This is a genomic window from Streptococcus sp. ST16 (genome assembly GCF_046098135.1).
GTDB lineage: Bacteria > Bacillota > Bacilli > Lactobacillales > Streptococcaceae > Streptococcus.
The window spans coordinates 1-14,842 of the sequence record NZ_JBJUSE010000010.1 but is presented as its reverse complement, the minus strand read 5'-3'; the positions used below and the strand labels follow the sequence as shown (position 1 = coordinate 14,842).

General features: G+C 42.3%; 16 protein-coding genes. 2 read left to right on the top strand and 14 right to left on the bottom strand.

The window, feature by feature from the left end:
* Positions 1 to 40 precede the first annotated feature (40 nt).
* The 3 genes from era to ybeY are packed head-to-tail and all read right to left on the bottom strand — an operon-like array spanning position 41 to position 1,830.
* Positions 41 to 940 carry a GTPase Era gene (gene era, locus ACIY14_RS06920; protein WP_409002061.1) on the bottom strand — a complete coding sequence of 300 codons (900 nt, stop codon included), beginning with the start codon at positions 938 to 940 and terminating at the stop codon, positions 41 to 43.
* 16 nt (positions 941 to 956) lie between these two features.
* Positions 957 to 1,352: a diacylglycerol kinase family protein gene (locus ACIY14_RS06915; protein WP_084933324.1), complete on the bottom strand. Its 396-nt coding sequence runs from the start codon at positions 1,350 to 1,352 to the stop codon at positions 957 to 959.
* Positions 1,333 to 1,830 carry an rRNA maturation RNase YbeY gene (gene ybeY / locus ACIY14_RS06910; RefSeq protein WP_000275169.1) on the bottom strand — a complete coding sequence of 166 codons (498 nt, stop codon included), beginning with the start codon at positions 1,828 to 1,830 and terminating at the stop codon, positions 1,333 to 1,335. The genes ACIY14_RS06915 and ybeY overlap by 20 nt, the downstream gene beginning before the upstream one ends.
* Positions 1,831 to 1,934: 104 nt before the next feature.
* Here ybeY and pavA point away from each other — a divergent pair, with 104 nt between their 5' ends.
* On the top strand, positions 1,935 to 3,590 hold the full coding sequence (gene pavA / locus ACIY14_RS06905; protein ID WP_409002060.1) for an Rqc2 family fibronectin-binding protein PavA: 1,656 nt from the start codon (positions 1,935 to 1,937) through the stop codon (positions 3,588 to 3,590).
* A 199-nt stretch (positions 3,591 to 3,789) separates the two neighbouring features.
* Here the strand turns inward: pavA and ACIY14_RS06900 are convergent, their stop codons facing one another.
* The 11 genes from ACIY14_RS06900 to ACIY14_RS06850 form a co-directional block, all read right to left on the bottom strand.
* Positions 3,790 to 4,521 (bottom strand): NAD-dependent protein deacylase, encoded by a 732-nt coding sequence (locus ACIY14_RS06900; protein ID WP_409002059.1) that lies wholly within the window; start codon positions 4,519 to 4,521, stop codon positions 3,790 to 3,792.
* A 144-nt stretch (positions 4,522 to 4,665) separates the two neighbouring features.
* On the bottom strand, positions 4,666 to 5,376 hold the full coding sequence (gene deoD / locus ACIY14_RS06895) for a purine-nucleoside phosphorylase (protein ID WP_025173256.1): 711 nt from the start codon (positions 5,374 to 5,376) through the stop codon (positions 4,666 to 4,668).
* A 524-nt stretch (positions 5,377 to 5,900) separates the two neighbouring features.
* Entirely contained in the window at positions 5,901 to 6,611 is a 711-nt protein-coding gene (locus tag ACIY14_RS06890; RefSeq protein WP_409002058.1) for a type 1 glutamine amidotransferase, read from the bottom strand.
* Positions 6,608 to 7,843: a chloride channel protein gene (locus ACIY14_RS06885; protein ID WP_409002057.1), complete on the bottom strand. Its 1,236-nt coding sequence runs from the start codon at positions 7,841 to 7,843 to the stop codon at positions 6,608 to 6,610. Before ACIY14_RS06885 ends, ACIY14_RS06890 begins: the two co-directional genes overlap by 4 nt.
* 4 nt (positions 7,844 to 7,847) lie before the next feature.
* The gene (locus tag ACIY14_RS06880; protein WP_409002056.1) at positions 7,848 to 8,657 is read right to left on the bottom strand and encodes a purine-nucleoside phosphorylase; all 810 of its coding nucleotides are present in this window, start codon (positions 8,655 to 8,657) and stop codon (positions 7,848 to 7,850) included.
* The gene (locus tag ACIY14_RS06875; protein ID WP_409002055.1) at positions 8,654 to 9,214 is read right to left on the bottom strand and encodes a DUF1697 domain-containing protein; all 561 of its coding nucleotides are present in this window, start codon (positions 9,212 to 9,214) and stop codon (positions 8,654 to 8,656) included. Before ACIY14_RS06875 ends, ACIY14_RS06880 begins: the two co-directional genes overlap by 4 nt.
* A gap of 1 nt (position 9,215) precedes the next feature.
* Complete coding sequence (locus tag ACIY14_RS06870; RefSeq protein ID WP_000033118.1) at positions 9,216 to 10,427, bottom strand: phosphopentomutase; 1,212 nt, start codon at positions 10,425 to 10,427, stop codon at positions 9,216 to 9,218.
* A gap of 23 nt (positions 10,428 to 10,450) precedes the next feature.
* Positions 10,451 to 11,134, bottom strand: a complete 684-nt coding sequence (gene rpiA / locus ACIY14_RS06865; protein ID WP_409002054.1) for a ribose-5-phosphate isomerase RpiA — start codon at positions 11,132 to 11,134, stop codon at positions 10,451 to 10,453.
* Between the two features lie 105 nt (positions 11,135 to 11,239).
* Positions 11,240 to 12,169, bottom strand: a complete 930-nt coding sequence (locus ACIY14_RS06860; RefSeq protein WP_409002053.1) for a peptidase U32 family protein — start codon at positions 12,167 to 12,169, stop codon at positions 11,240 to 11,242.
* Between the two features lie 124 nt (positions 12,170 to 12,293).
* The gene (locus tag ACIY14_RS06855) at positions 12,294 to 12,974 is read right to left on the bottom strand and encodes an ABC transporter ATP-binding protein (RefSeq protein WP_409002052.1); all 681 of its coding nucleotides are present in this window, start codon (positions 12,972 to 12,974) and stop codon (positions 12,294 to 12,296) included.
* A 13-nt stretch (positions 12,975 to 12,987) separates the two neighbouring features.
* Complete coding sequence (locus ACIY14_RS06850) at positions 12,988 to 14,043, bottom strand: ABC transporter permease (RefSeq protein WP_409002051.1); 1,056 nt, start codon at positions 14,041 to 14,043, stop codon at positions 12,988 to 12,990.
* 384 nt (positions 14,044 to 14,427) lie between these two features.
* On the opposite strand from ACIY14_RS06850, the gene ACIY14_RS06845 reads away from it, so the two are divergent.
* Entirely contained in the window at positions 14,428 to 14,712 is a 285-nt protein-coding gene (locus ACIY14_RS06845; RefSeq protein WP_409002050.1) for a DUF3270 domain-containing protein, read from the top strand.
* The last annotated feature ends 130 nt before the right edge of the window (positions 14,713 to 14,842 follow it).

Here is a 14,842-nt window from a genome sequence, read left to right as displayed (position 1 = left end):
CTTCTGTAAAAACAAGAAGCAGGCATGAGCCCACCTCTACTTAGTATTCTTTTTCATTATAGCCAAAGTCAGCCAAATCTAGCTTTTTATCACGCCAGTTTTTCTTAACCTTGACCCAAGTTTCTAGGAAAACCTTGTCCCCTAGCATGAGTTCGATATCACGACGGGCCATGGTCCCAATTTTCTTGAGCATAGCGCCACCTTTACCAATGATAATGCCTTTTTGGCTGTCGCGCTCAACCATAATAGTTGCGCGAATATGAACCTTGTCGGTCTCTTCGTCACGCTTCATAGAGTCAACCACTACTGCAACTGAGTGAGGGATTTCTTCACGAGTTAAATGAAGAACTTTCTCACGAATCATTTCTGATACTAAGAAGCGCTCTGGGTGATCTGTGATTTGATCAGATGGGAAATATTGGAAACCTTCATCTAGATTTTCACTAAGGATGTCAATTAGACGAGAAACGTTATTTCCCTGAAGGGCTGAGATTGGGACAATCTCCTTAAAGTCCATTTGATTACGGAAGTCATCAATCTGAGCCAGAAGTTGGTCTGGATGAACCTTGTCAATCTTGTTCACCACCAAAATAACTGGAACCTTGGCAGCTTTCAGGCGTTCGATAATCATATCGTCCCCCTTACCACGTGGCTCATCAGCTGGCACCATGAATAGAACAGTGTCTACTTCACGAAGGGTGCTGTAGGCAGATTCCACCATGAAATCCCCAAGAGCTGTTTTGGGCTTGTGAATTCCTGGCGTGTCAATAAAGACGATTTGCTCCTTATCCGTGGTGTAAATCCCCATGATTTTATTGCGCGTTGTCTGCGCCTTGTCACTCATAATGGCAATCTTTTGCCCCATGACGTGATTCAAAAAGGTTGACTTCCCAACATTGGGACGTCCTAAAATGGCTACAAAGCCTGATTTAAATGTCATAATTTCCTCTTACTGTTTAAAATAGTATATCCCAAATGCGTGGGAGAAAGATAAGTGCACCTGTCACTGCAGCAAAAAGAGAAACCACTAGCACGGCACCTGCTGCCATGTCCTTGGCTTTCTTTGCCAACATAGAAAAATGATAGTGACTGGCTAAATCCACCACATTTTCAATAGCGGAGTTCATAATCTCAAACGCTACTACTAAGAAAATGCTCATTAGGAGAAAGAGCCATTCGATTCGTGACACCTGAAAAACAAAACCTGCAAGGACGACTACTAGTGCCGTCACTGCATGTTTGCGCATATTGCGTTCGTCCTTGATAGCGGTAAAGATACCTGTCAAAGCAAATTCTAAACTAGATACCAGATCACGATTTTTCCATTTTCGTTTATTGTCTTGTGAGTCCATAGGCTGTCAAAATTTCTTCTTGTAAACCGAACATCTCCGCTTCTTCTTCCGGAGTGTAGTGATCATAGCCGTTAATGTGTAAAAAGCCGTGTACTGCCAAGAAACCCATCTCACGCTCAAAGCTGTGACCGTATTCCTCGGCCTGCTCATGCGCTTTATCGATAGAGATAAAAAGCTCCCCAATGTAGGCATCAAACTCAGACATCATTTCTGCCAATTCTGGATTTTCCAGCAAATCCTCTTCGTCAAAGGCAATGTCCAACTCTGGCTTATATTCAAGGCTGATGACATCCGTCGGACGATCGGTATCACGGTACTCGAGATTGAGTTCGTGGCTACGCTCGTTGGTCACAAAAGTGACTGCCATCTCCTTGTCTTCTTTTCCTATTTTTTGGGCTGCAAATTCCAAAATTTCTTGGGTTTGTTGCAAGATTTCTTGTGAAACTTGACCAGTTTCATCTACCATTTCAATATACATGTACTTCTCGATTCTCTTTACTTGGCTTTATTATACCATATTTCCATGATTTTATTCTACCTTTTTGATATAATACTATGGAATACAATCACAAGGAGAGAACGATGTCATTTGACGGATTTTTTTTACACCACATGGTTGAGGAATTGCGAAGCGAGTTGGTCAATGGTCGCATTCAGAAAATCAATCAGCCTTTTGAACAAGAGTTGGTCTTGCAAATCCGTAGCAATCGCCAAAGCCATCGCCTGCTCCTTTCTGCCCATCCAGTTTTTGGTCGCATCCAGCTGACCCAAACAACATTTGAAAATCCAGCCCAACCTTCGACTTTTATCATGGTTTTGAGAAAGTATTTGCAGGGTGCTATGATTGAGTCAATTGAGCAAGTGGAAAATGACCGCATTGTGGAAATCACTGTTTCCAATAAAAACGAGATTGGAGACCATATCCAGGCTACCCTGATTATCGAAATCATGGGAAAACACAGTAACATTCTACTGGTTGATAAAAGCAGTCATAAAATTCTCGAAGTCATCAAACACGTCGGCTTTTCACAAAATAGCTACCGCACTTTGCTTCCTGGATCGACCTATATCGCTCCACCTAGTACGGATGCTCTCAATCCTTTTACTGTCAAGGATGAAAAGCTCTTTGAAATCCTGCAAACACGGGAATTAACAGCTAAAAATCTTCAAAGTCTCTTTCAAGGTCTAGGACGCGATACGGCAAATGAATTGGAAAGCATACTGGTTAGTGAAAAACTTTCCAATTTCCGTAACTTTTTCAGTCAAGCAAGCAAACCATTTTTGACAGAGACTTCTTTCAGCCCAGTTCCTTTTGCGAATCGTGTAGGAGAGCCTTTTACCAACCTTTCAGAGCTCTTGGACACCTACTATAGGGACAAGGCTGAACGCGACCGTGTCAAACAGCAAGCCAGCGAACTCATTCGCCGTGTTGAAAATGAACTTCAGAAAAATCGGCACAAACTCAAAAAACAAGAAAAAGAACTGCTGGCGACAGACAACGCTGAGGAGTTTCGCCAAAAAGGAGAATTACTGACAACTTTTCTCCATCAGGTTCCCAATGACCAAGAGCAGGTTACCTTGGATAATTACTACACCAACCAGCCTATCACCATCACGCTTGATAAGGCGCTAACACCCAGCCAGAATGCCCAACGCTATTTCAAACGTTACCAGAAACTCAAAGAAGCCGTCAAATACTTGACTGAGCTGATCGAAGAAACCAAGGCAACCATTCTTTATCTGGAAAGCGTGGAGACCGTCCTCAACCAAGCTGGGCTGGAAGAAATCGCTGAAATCCGTGAAGAATTAATCCAAACAGGCTTCATTAGAAGACGCCAACGTGAAAAAATCCAGAAACGCAAAAAACCAGAACAGTATCTGGCGAGCGATGGCAAGACCATCATCTATGTCGGACGCAATAACCTGCAAAACGAGGAACTAACCTTTAAAATGGCCCGCAAGGAGGAACTTTGGTTCCATGCCAAGGACATCCCTGGCAGCCATGTCGTCATCTCAGGAAATCTCAATCCTTCTGACGAAGTCAAGACAGATGCGGCCGAACTAGCTGCCTACTTCTCCAAGGGACGTCTGTCAAATCTGGTGCAGGTTGACATGATAGAAGTCAAAAAACTCAACAAACCAACAGGTGGCAAACCCGGCTTTGTGACCTATACTGGACAAAAGACCCTCCGAGTTACACCAGATCCAGAAAAAATCGCATCTATGAAAAAATCCTGATTCCACTTGAAATCAGGATTTTCTTTTACATTTTACTCTGCAATCAAGGTTTCCAAACCAACCTTCATCATATCGGTGAAGGTGTTTTGATTTTCTCAGCCAGTTTTTAATAACTCTTAAAGAGCGAGATAGTGGTCAATAAATGAGATAGTTTTCTCTTTCAAGTAACAAGGTTTTGTTGCTATCTTCTAAAATTCTTTTATTGTCTCAATTTCGAAAAGACTTCCCCAATCTTGCCTTCAATGACCAATGTAGCTTGGCTGTCTTGTGGAATACTGGTTTTATTGATAACAACCAGATTTGTCCCAGAAAAATAGTTTACTAGGCTAGCTGCAGGATAAACAACCAAGGAAGTCCCACCAATAATCAGCAAGTCTGCTTGCCGAATAGCTTGTGCAGCTTGACTAAAAACATCCATGTCAAGTGATTCTTCATACAAGGTCACGTCAGGCTTGACCACCTTGCCACAGTCTAGGCAGTGGGGAACAGGTCCCTCGAGGGCCAGAAAACCAGTTAAGTTATAGAAACGTTGACAACCTAAGCAGTAATTTCGGTCCGCGCTCCCATGCAATTTAAAGACCTTTTGGGAGCCTGCCATTTCATGAAGACTATCAATATTTTGTGTCACAACAGCCTTTAGCTTGCCTGTCTTTTCCAAAGCAGCCAGATAAGTATGAGCAGCATTAGGCTTGGCTTCTGGATAAATCAGGTATTTCTTATAAAAGTCAAAAAAATCTTCTGGATAGCGCTCAAACATGGTCCGAGAAACGAGTTGTTCTGCCGTAAAATGACGGCCTAACTGATGACTATAAACACCATCTGAACTACGAAAATCTGGAATATTAGACTCGGTTGACACTCCTGCCCCTCCGAAAAAGACTATTCTGTGGCTTTTATCAATCAAATCTTGTAATAGTTCTATTTTATCCATCACATCTCTCCTTAAGCTGGGTTCTAAAAAAGTTGAAAATCAATAGTTGGATTTTCAACTCTTTCTTTATCATTGCTTAGATATTGAAAATAAATCACTTACAACAGTCCTTGTAACTAATGTAATTGAAAATCTATTCTCTGATTACTCTGCAATCAAGGTTTCCAATCCAACCTTCATCATATCGGTGAAGGTATTTTGGCGTTCTTCTGCAGTAGTGTCTTCATCTGGGTTGACCAAACTATCAGAAATGGTCATAATAGCAAGTGCATCAACGTGGTGTTGGGCAGCAAGATAGTAAAGGGCTGCTGCTTCCATTTCCACAGCTTTAACTCCCCATTTACCAAGCTCAATGTTCTTTTCAAAGTAGTTTGAGTAAAAGACATCAGATGACAAAACGTTCCCAACGTGGGTGGTCATACCGAGATCTTTGGCGATATGGTAGGCCTTGTCTAGCAAATCAAAGCTAGCGATTTGTGGGAAATCATACTGTGGCCAGTCATTGCGGATGATGTTTGAGTTAGTTGCAGCTGCTTGCGCCAAAACCAATTCACGGACATGAACATCCTCATTTAATGAACCCGCAGTTCCCACACGGATCAATTTTTTCACACCGTAGTCCACAATCAACTCACGCGCATAAATCGAAATGGACGGCATCCCCATCCCAGTTCCCATGACAGATACACGGTGACCCTTATAAGTACCAGTGTAACCAAACATGTTACGCACTTCGTTAAAACAAACAGCATCTTCAAGGAAATTCTCCGCAATAAACTTAGCACGAAGAGGATCCCCTGGAAGAAGAATTTTATCAGCAATTTCACCCTGCTTAGCAGCAATATGGATAGACATAGTTAAGATATAAAGGGCGACAGAGAACAAAGTAAAAATAGGAAACTGACGACGCATCGCAGATGCTAGACAGTTTATCTTTTTTACACAGTTCTCCGCCCGTATTCAGTTCAGTGAATACAGTTTACCCATCCTTTCTTTTATTGTTATGAAAAGTTTTTCGCTCGTGTTCAAATTAGAACACCTTGCTCTACCTTTCTTTATTGTATATTTAGGATAGCGACAGAAAACAAAGTAAAAATAGGAAACTGACGAGGCATCGTAGATGCTAGACAGTTTATCTTTTTTACACAGTTCTCCGCCCGTATTCAGTTCAGTGAATACAGTTTACCCATCCTTTCTTTTATTGTTATGAAAAGTTTTCCGCTCGTGTTCAAATCAGAACATCTCGCTCTACCTTTCTTTTTATATATTATATAAAGTTTAAAGAGGGGTAGTATTAAATACTTACTACACCTTTTGATTTCATAGTAAGATGATTCCAAGTTCTCTTCCAAAGCTGGAATCCTGCCTTTCTGTAGTTCCTAGTTTACCAACGAATCTAAAAATGCATACAGTTTTACATTCATTTCAGAGTAATTGTTCCCACGTAATTCTTCTGGTGTTTGAACAAAAGGTAACTTTTCACTTTGCTCTTTTAATTGCTCCTCACCATCCGCAGTAATTAAGAGTTCTACTGCTTCGGGATCAAATTCCAAATGAGCCTGAAAGGCATAATGTTTCGAACTGAAGCGAATAATCTGACGTGGACAACCTTGACTCGTCACAAGAACAACAGCATCTTCTGTCAGCCCTGGCATATCACCGTGCCAGTGGCCGGTTTCTAAGGTTTCTCCGAACAAGCTGACATGAGGATCTGTTAGGCCTTGCATCGTCAATGTCACAGGATAAACGCCGATCTCGCGTTCTGGACTATGTTCATACTTCGCACCATAGGCAACAGACAGGAGCTGCGCACCAAGACAGACACCAACAATATAAATATCTGCAGCAATCGCTTCTTTCATAAAAGCAATCTCGGCCTTAGGATCATAGTATGGGAAGTTTTCTCTATCCTCATCAGGTGATTGAGGGCCACCCATAACAATCAGAAAATCAATTCCGTCAATTGTTTCAGGAAGAGGTTCTTTTTCGTAAACCTTTGTTGATGTAATGTGATGCCCTCGTGCCAGAGCCCATTTTAGATAAGCTCCCGGAACCTCAAATGTTTCATGCAGTACAAAATGTACCTTCATTGTTTCTTCTCCCATCTCTTTCGAATTACGTAAGACATTCCTGCCGCTAGTACAAGCGGTATTGTCAAACTCCAATTCTGGCCTGTAAATCCAAGGCTCAGAGCAATAGTCGTCAGAGGAGCTTGTAAGGTCGTTCCTAAAAAGACTGTTGCTCCTAGTAGCATTCCTAGAGCTGGATCCAGATGAATGCCAACTACTGTCAAAAGCAAAGTCACTAAATAGCCAGATCCAATTCCCAAGGCAAATGATGGCGTCAAGGTTCCTCCATAGGCACCATTACGCAAGAGGAAATAAACTAAAAGCCCCTTCACCGCAAGAGTCAATGGAAGATAGGGAATTGGCTGGCTAGACAACAAGGCTTGGGCTAGTACCTGGCCATTTCCCATAAAGATAGGGAAAAAGACTGCCAGGCTCCCCAGCACGAGAAAGGCTAGAGGAAGAGCCCAAAGAATTGTCCCATTCTTCCGTCGCTTGTGGTCCGCCCGTTTAGCTAAAAATCGGAAGCCCAGCGCAAGTGGAGTAACCAATGAAGCAATCAGAATCGCCTGCAAGAAACTGCTAGACGACCAAGAGACCGCAGATAGGTGATAAATAGCATCCTGACCAACAATGGGCTGAGCCACCCAGGTTGCCAGATAGGTACTAGCCAAAACCAGCAAAAAGTTCTGCCAACTATAGGTAAGTTCTAAGGTCTCAAAGACAAACAAACTACTAGCAAAGGGAACCTGATAGATCGCAGCTAGACCATCTCCTGCTCCACAGGCAACCAACACCTTTCGTTCTTTAAGGGCTAGAGAGAACCCCTTTGACAAGCAACCAGCTAGAAGGGCCCCAACCTCGCGTGGTGCTCCTTCTTTTCCGACCGATGCGCCTGCTCCGACAATCGCAACCTGCATACCTGCATGAAAGAGGTGGGCTAAGAGCGCTGGCTCCCTGTCTCCAGCTAATATAATTTGCTGACGAATAGACAAAATCTTATGGCGCCTTTGTAGGACATACCAGAAGCCAGCTGCCAAGACCCCTGTCACACACAGAACGAGGAATCTACGGAGACCCCCAGCTTCTTGAAATTGCTGGAGCAAATCCGAACTAGTTTGGCCAAAGGCCAGCCATTGCACACTTTCTAGTAAATAATGGCAAGCAATTCCGACCAGACCCGTCCCTATTCCCAATGATAGAGTGGCTAGAAGTAGCCTCAGTCCGTAGGGCAGGCTTTGGAGTCGTGCTTTCATAGGATTAGAGTTCAGCAAGAATAGCTTTAACCAAACCTTTGAAGTCACCTTTAACACGTTCAGTCACTTCTACAACCTCTTCATGATTGAGTTCTTCTTGGAAACCTGCAGCATGGTTAGTGATACATGAAATTCCTAGAACTTTCAAGCCAGAGTGGGCTGCCACAATAACTTCAGGAACAGTGGACATACCAACTGCATCTGCTCCCAATGTCTTATAGGCACGAATTTCTGCTGGGGTTTCATATGTCGGACCAGTTACACCGATATAGACACCTTCATCAAGCTCAATACCAAGTTTCTTAGCCACTTCATGGGCAGTAACACGGTATTCTGGTGTGTAAGCTTTAGACATATCTGGGAAACGAGGACCAAAATCATCCAAGTTTTCACCCATCAATGGATTTTGGCCTGTCATATTGATATGGTCTGAGATAGCCATCAATGTACCAGGACCAAATCCAATACCGCCAGCTGCATTGGTTACAATGACACCTTCACATCCGAGAACTTTCATCACACGAACTGGGAAAGTCACGACCTCAAGAGGATTGCCTTCGTAGAAATGGAAGCGACCTTGAAGAGCCAAGACCTTGCGCCCTGAAAGTTCACCATATACCAATTTACCAGCGTGACCGACTACTGTCGAACGGCCCCAGTTTGGGATATCTGCATAGTCTACTACAACTGGATTTTCGATTTCTTCTGCAAGTTCTCCAAGACCTGATCCAAGGATTAGACCAAACTCGGGAGCTTGGATTCCCTTGCCTTTCAAGAAAGCAGCTGTTTCCTTGATCTTATCTAAAAATGTCATTCTGTATCTCCTTTATTATTTTTTAGCATTTGACCGATTTTGTCAAAGGTTTTGGCATTGCGAATGGTGATGTTGCTATAAAAAGGCATCTTGAGCAAGTACTTATGATAGGCAGTTGCATAGTAGGATTCCTCAGAGAATTTCCCCCAGAAAATCCCAAGTCTTCCAAAATGAACCACTTCATCTTTCAGTTCTAAACTATCAACTGTCGCCATGACTTGATCCACATCCAAGCCCTCCGTGTAAAAGAGGACATCCTTTCGTGCCAAATCTTTGGTCCACCAATCTGGCAGATTCTTCAGCTCTTCTTCATAATCTTCCTGACTCAGCAAAGAAAAGCTCTGAATAAATGGATAATGGACTGCAAAGAAAACCTCTAACTTTTCAACCAATCGGGCTTTGGGATCTGTCGAAGTAAAGAAAATATTGCCACTGTTGATGTAGGTTTCAACCTTTCCCAGTCCCAACTCTGTCAATTCTTGACGTAGTTGCGACATAACAACCTTATTCTTCCCACCGACATTAATGCCCCTTACCAGTAAAGCATAGCGCGTCATCTTATACCAATTTATCTAAGAAACTTTCCCCAATCATGGCAGTTTCCACACCAAAGTTATCGGCAACAGTCGCTGAGATATCTGCAAAATGTCCAACTGGAATGACACCATTTCCTTTAAAGGCAGGGCTGTATGCCAAAAGTGGAATATATTCACGAGTGTGGTCTGTTCCTGCATAGGTTGGGTCATTTCCATGGTCCGCTGTAATCAAGAGAAGGTCATTCTCTCTCATGGCTGCGATAATTTCAGGCAAGCGTTCATCAAACTCATGCAAGCAATCACGGTAACCATGGGCATTGCGACGGTGGCCGTAAAGGGCATCAAAGTCAACTAAGTTTGTGAAGGAGAATCCTTTTTCAAACTCAGCAAGTCCCATGGTCTTCAATAATGTATCAATTCCGTGGCTGTTTGACTTGTTGTGGCCCATGTCATGATTGATACCCGCGCCGTTAAAGATATCGTTGATTTTACCAACAGCATAAGTATCGATACCAGCCTCATTCAATTTATCCAAAACAGTTGGGGCAAATGGAGAAACGGCCAAATCACGACGGTTAGCTGTACGAGTGAAGTTACCTGGCTCACCCACATAAGGACGGGCAATGATACGGCCTAGAAGGGCAGGTCGTTCAAGTGTAATTGAGCGAGCGTATTCACAGATACGGTACAATTCATCCAAAGGAATGATGTCTTCGTGGGCAGCAATTTGTAAAACAGGGTCAGCTGAAGTATAGATAATCAACTCCCCAGTTTCCATCTGACGAGGTCCAAAGTCATCGATAACAGCTGTACCTGAGTACGGTTTGTTGGCTTCACGAATGACCTTACGTCCTGAGAATTCTTCGATTTTTGTCAAGATTTCTTCTGGGAATCCGTTCCAGAAAGTATCGAAAGGCTCGGTAATATTGAGTCCCATGATTTCCCAGTGTCCAGTCATGGTATCCTTACCAAGTGATACTTCTTCCAATTTCGTTGCATAACCTGTTGGATTGCTTTCAGCTGGTACAGTCTTCAGCGGTGTTTCGCGAGGAATATTTCCTAGGCCAATTTTAGCCATGTTTGGCACATTCAAACCAACTGTTTTGGAAATGTGTCCCAGTGTGTCAGAAGCTCCGTCTGGAACCCCTGCATTGACAAAGTTATTGGCATCTGGTGCCGCACCGATTCCTACAGAATCCAGTACTACCAAGTGAATACGATTAAATTTTGACATAGTGTATCTCCTTATTATTTTGATTATTTTGCTTTTGTTGAAGTTAAAATCTGAACCCCGTCTCGTCCAGCAACGATGACCTTATCCACCATTTGGTTAAACAAGCCATGCTCTACGACACCAACGACATGGTCTAACTCTTGTCCGAAAGCAATTGGGTCTTCGATGACTTCCAAGGCTAGGTCAATGATAAAATTCTGCATATCGGTTACAAAACGCTGACCGTCTTTTTCACGGAAACTTGGTTTGTAGCCAGCTCGCTCAAAACGACGAAAAACCTGTTCTGCGCCATACTGAACCACTTCCACAGGCAATTTAAAAGCACCTAGTTTCTCTACCAGTTTGCTTTCATCTACCACCCAAATGTATTCTTTTGAGGGCGTTGCGACAACCTTCTCCATCAGAAGGGCACCACCACCGCCTTTGATCCCGTTAAACTGGCTATCTACTTCATCCGCTCCATCGACTGTCACATCGACAAAGTCCACTTGATCAATCGACTTGAGCGGGATGTTAAGACCTTCAGCCTGTTTACTGGTCACACTGGAAGTCGTTACAGCAGTAATCTGCAATCCTTCTTCCTTAATCCGACGACCGATTTCTTCTACGAAATAGTAGGCAGTAGAGCCCGTTCCAAGTCCGACTACCATGCCATCCTTGACAAACTCAGCAGCCTTGATACCTGCCATTTTCTTCAGATTTTCCACTCAAACACCTCCATTAAAGAGCTATTTTTATTATAACATGTATCCGTTTTTATTTCATGGATACACTGGAAAAACCCGAACATTTTTATTTCGGGTTTTTATGTCCTATTTAACCATATCAGGATCGTAATCATAGAATCCTGTATCGAGGAAACGGTTTTTAGGGTGTAACTTGCGCACTTCCTCATCTAACAAGAAGGCTTGGTCATGACTGAAATTCCCCTCTTGAATCAAGCTGCGTGCTTGGACAAAGAGTTTGGCAATTTCTACAAAATTCTGACCAGGTGTGTAGAGACCTTCTAGTTTCCAGTGAGTAAAGCCGTGATCCACCAACTCTGTCAATTTAGTCATCAAATCAAGGTCGTTATTTGCAAAAATGTGGGTACCATGATTGTCCTCAAAAATCGAGTAATGACTCTCTGGATCACTTGGTTCTGCCAAGAAGAGGTCACGCTTACGCGTCTTTTCATCATCGATATGCGTAAAGTTATAGTAGTTTTGCAAGAGCGGACGCTTAGAATGGTGAATGACACTGGCACCATAAACCAAGACTTCAGCAGGAATTTCCAAAATCTCTGGCATCTTGAAGAGCTCGGCAGATGGAATTTCACGCGCCAAAACCGCCTCAGAAGCTCCTGCCTTTTGGCCCCAGAAGTTAATCTGACGACTGCTTGTCACCATGGTTGAAGCATCGTAGATAGTCTTAAAGGAATAGCCATCACGATTGACTACGTAAAAGACACCGGCATCTCCAACAGTGATATAATCTGTCTTGATCTCTTCCAAGAAGTCTAGAAAAGGCTTGATACGATCCATCATATCTTGGTGCATGAGGGCATTGACTGCAACAATTAATTCCTTACCCGCATCATGAACGAGATTAGCGATGGTGCGCAACTCTTCATAACTAAAGGTCGTTGGCAGACGAAGACCAAAATCTTTCTCACCGACATAGATACGATCTACGCCAGCTTCGAGCAGTTGTTCAACTTGTTCAATACTTTCAGCAGTTGCTGTAATGATAATCTTTTCCATAAGGAAAATTATACCACAATTCTCAAAAATCAGCTATGAATATTGAGAGTTTCACAAAAAGTTAAACTTGTTTCTATCTTTCCCAATCAAAAAGTGAACAGTAACCAGTACCGTCCACTTTCTTTTATGCATGTATTTCTTCAACTAGGTGGCCATCGTTCATGACATAAATACGATCAACCTTATCAAGAAGACGAGTATCATGCGTAATCATAACAACTCCTCTTCCTTGTTCATGGGCAATGGCAGCCAACATCTCCGTTACTTGGTAAGCACGCTGGGTATCTAGACTGGCTGTCGGCTCATCTGCAAGAACGATGCTCGGATTATTATAAAGCGCTCTAGCAATCGCCGCACGTTGACGTTCGCCACCCGATAGAGCCTTGGGATAATGATCTTGTACTTTTTCCAAATCCAACAACTCAAAGAGCTCTTTTCGGTCACTTTTACTATTTTTTCCCTTATCCAGTCTGTCAATCAAATCCAGCTGTTCCTTGACCGTTAGAAATGGAATTAAGTTTGAAGCCTGGAGAATGAAACCAAACTCTCTAAAACGGAGGTCTGTTTTCTCCTTCTCCGTCAAACTGCCTGTTTCCTTCCCCTTTACTAGAATCTTTCCACTAGATGCTTCCTGAAGTTGTCCTAGAGTTGTTAGAAAGGTCGTCTTTCCAGATCCCGAAGGTCCAACAATAGCTACGAACTCTCCCGCATTTAGCTGAAAATTCGTCTCATGCAGGGCAGCGACTTTCATCTTTCCTTCCCCGTAGGTTTTTGTAACTTGAGTCATTTCAATCAATGCTGTCATACTATTCTCCTTATCACTCTGCAATCGCAGTAATCGGGTCCACCTTTAGCAAGCGTGGAAGTGAAATGACACCACCTAGAAGGGCCATCAAGGAAATTACCAAGCTTAGGACAGAGTAGGCTATCCAACTTGGATAGAAAAAGAAGGTAGCTGGTAAGACTAAAATCACTCCTCCGATTGCCAGCAAGGCTAAAGCAATCCCCATACCAGCTAGGAGGAAGATTTGACAGAATAGAGACCATACAATGGTTTTGATCTGTATCCCTTGAGCTCGCATTATTCCATAAAGACCTAGTTTTTGGATGGTAATGATATAAACAAAAATACCCACAATCAAGCCTGTAATGACAATCATAGCGAGAATCATTCCTGAAAATACATTGACCTGAGGTGTGTAACCAGGAATTTTTGATATCATTTTTGGAATAGAAATCTGTTTCAGTCCATCCCCAACCACTTCTATGTTATTTTTCAATACCAAGGCAGAGATGGAACGATTGGCCTTCAAGGTTCCTTGTAAGGTCCAATAAGTTGTCAGACTCGTAAAGACAACAGGCTCGGTGAAAAATTTATTTCCTTGAGTCAGACCTACAATCTTATAACCTGCCTCGCTTCCATTGAGCTGAATGGCATCACCTAGCTTCATCCCATAGTTCTCAAAGGACTGATCCACGACAACCTCATCATCTCTTTCAGGATAACGGCCCTCCGTCAAACTCGGAGAGATAAAAGAGTCCCACTCTTGAGCAAAAATGGAAACATTGACCTTTTCACTACCATCGACTAGATTGGTTACAGCAAACATATAGCCCAATGGAGCAGCCTCTTCAGAATTTTTATCCTTGTAGTCCTTTTCAGGAATAAAGGATGCTGTCAAATTATCATTTGCGTAGTCGGATAAAACGACACCCGTCGCTTGCCAGTTATCAATAGCGGCTCGGTTGTTTCGCACGAGACCAAGAGCTAGACTGGTCATAAAAAAGACCATAAAAGCGATAAGAAAAATGGTAGTCAGAATCAAACTATATCGAAGTTTGTTTCGTACTATTTCTTTGATAGCAAGATACATGCTTATCTCCTTTAACCTTTCCCAGAGGTAACAAAATGCCACCCAGTCCAATAGACAGAATCTCTGTCCTTCCATCCATTCAAAACAACTCCTACCAATACTCTTCAAAAGTATCCAGGTAGCAACTCAACAAATCATCTTAGGAAAAAGCCTCATCTTGCTATCAATTTATATAAGTTATCCCTTCCTTACTCAGTATATTTATAATAGAGAAGGTCAGGTCATCTGTTTTAAGTGTAACACCCATGCTATCACTTTCCCTAGTGGGTGTCAAGAAGAGCGACTTAGAAGATGATAAGAGACTTTAGTAGTTTTGTAACAATTCTGTAATAATTCTCTGCATAAAAAATGATAAAATAGTTATGTACTGTTAAGGAGAGAATCATGCCCGCAAGAAAATTAGAAGCTTATGAGTTTGAACAAACTCCCGAATCGAATCAAACTCCGCTTTATCAAGACTATACACTGGAAGCACCTGTTAGCTCCAATTTAAAAGAGATTTTATTTTTTGTAAATATTGCTTGTTTTTGTATTTTTATGGTGTTTTTTAGTTTTATCTTTTTAGCCTTAAAATTGAACACAGCTTTATCATTTGTTGCTGCTATGGGGGCAAGCTTGACACTCCTCCAACTCCAACGAAAGATTATTAAACGAAAAATTTTAAAATGAAGGTTGGTACCACTACCAACCTCTTTTCTAGTTAACAAAAAAGACAGTTTTAATGTACTGACCCCAAAAAGTTAGACAAATAATTTAAGTGAAGGATTTAGTTCTGTATTGCACAGGACTAAGTCCTTTT

Coding starts and splice junctions, on each gene's coding strand:
- era (WP_409002061.1), bottom strand. CDS start 940: ATGACATTTAAATCAGGCTTTGTAGCCATTTTAGGACGTCCCAATGTT.
- ACIY14_RS06915 (WP_084933324.1), bottom strand. CDS start 1,352: ATGGACTCACAAGACAATAAACGAAAATGGAAAAATCGTGATCTGGTA.
- ybeY (WP_000275169.1), bottom strand. CDS start 1,830: ATGTATATTGAAATGGTAGATGAAACTGGTCAAGTTTCACAAGAAATC.
- pavA (WP_409002060.1), top strand. CDS start 1,935: ATGTCATTTGACGGATTTTTTTTACACCACATGGTTGAGGAATTGCGA.
- ACIY14_RS06900 (WP_409002059.1), bottom strand. CDS start 4,521: ATGGATAAAATAGAACTATTACAAGATTTGATTGATAAAAGCCACAGA.
- deoD (WP_025173256.1), bottom strand. CDS start 5,376: ATGTCTATCCATATTGCTGCTAAGCAGGGTGAAATTGCTGATAAAATT.
- ACIY14_RS06890 (WP_409002058.1), bottom strand. CDS start 6,611: ATGAAGGTACATTTTGTACTGCATGAAACATTTGAGGTTCCGGGAGCT.
- ACIY14_RS06885 (WP_409002057.1), bottom strand. CDS start 7,843: ATGAAAGCACGACTCCAAAGCCTGCCCTACGGACTGAGGCTACTTCTA.
- ACIY14_RS06880 (WP_409002056.1), bottom strand. CDS start 8,657: ATGACATTTTTAGATAAGATCAAGGAAACAGCTGCTTTCTTGAAAGGC.
- ACIY14_RS06875 (WP_409002055.1), bottom strand. CDS start 9,214: ATGACGCGCTATGCTTTACTGGTAAGGGGCATTAATGTCGGTGGGAAG.
- ACIY14_RS06870 (WP_000033118.1), bottom strand. CDS start 10,427: ATGTCAAAATTTAATCGTATTCACTTGGTAGTACTGGATTCTGTAGGA.
- ACIY14_RS06860 (WP_409002053.1), bottom strand. CDS start 12,169: ATGGAAAAGATTATCATTACAGCAACTGCTGAAAGTATTGAACAAGTT.
- ACIY14_RS06855 (WP_409002052.1), bottom strand. CDS start 12,974: ATGACAGCATTGATTGAAATGACTCAAGTTACAAAAACCTACGGGGAA.
- ACIY14_RS06850 (WP_409002051.1), bottom strand. CDS start 14,043: ATGTATCTTGCTATCAAAGAAATAGTACGAAACAAACTTCGATATAGT.
- ACIY14_RS06845 (WP_409002050.1), top strand. CDS start 14,428: ATGCCCGCAAGAAAATTAGAAGCTTATGAGTTTGAACAAACTCCCGAA.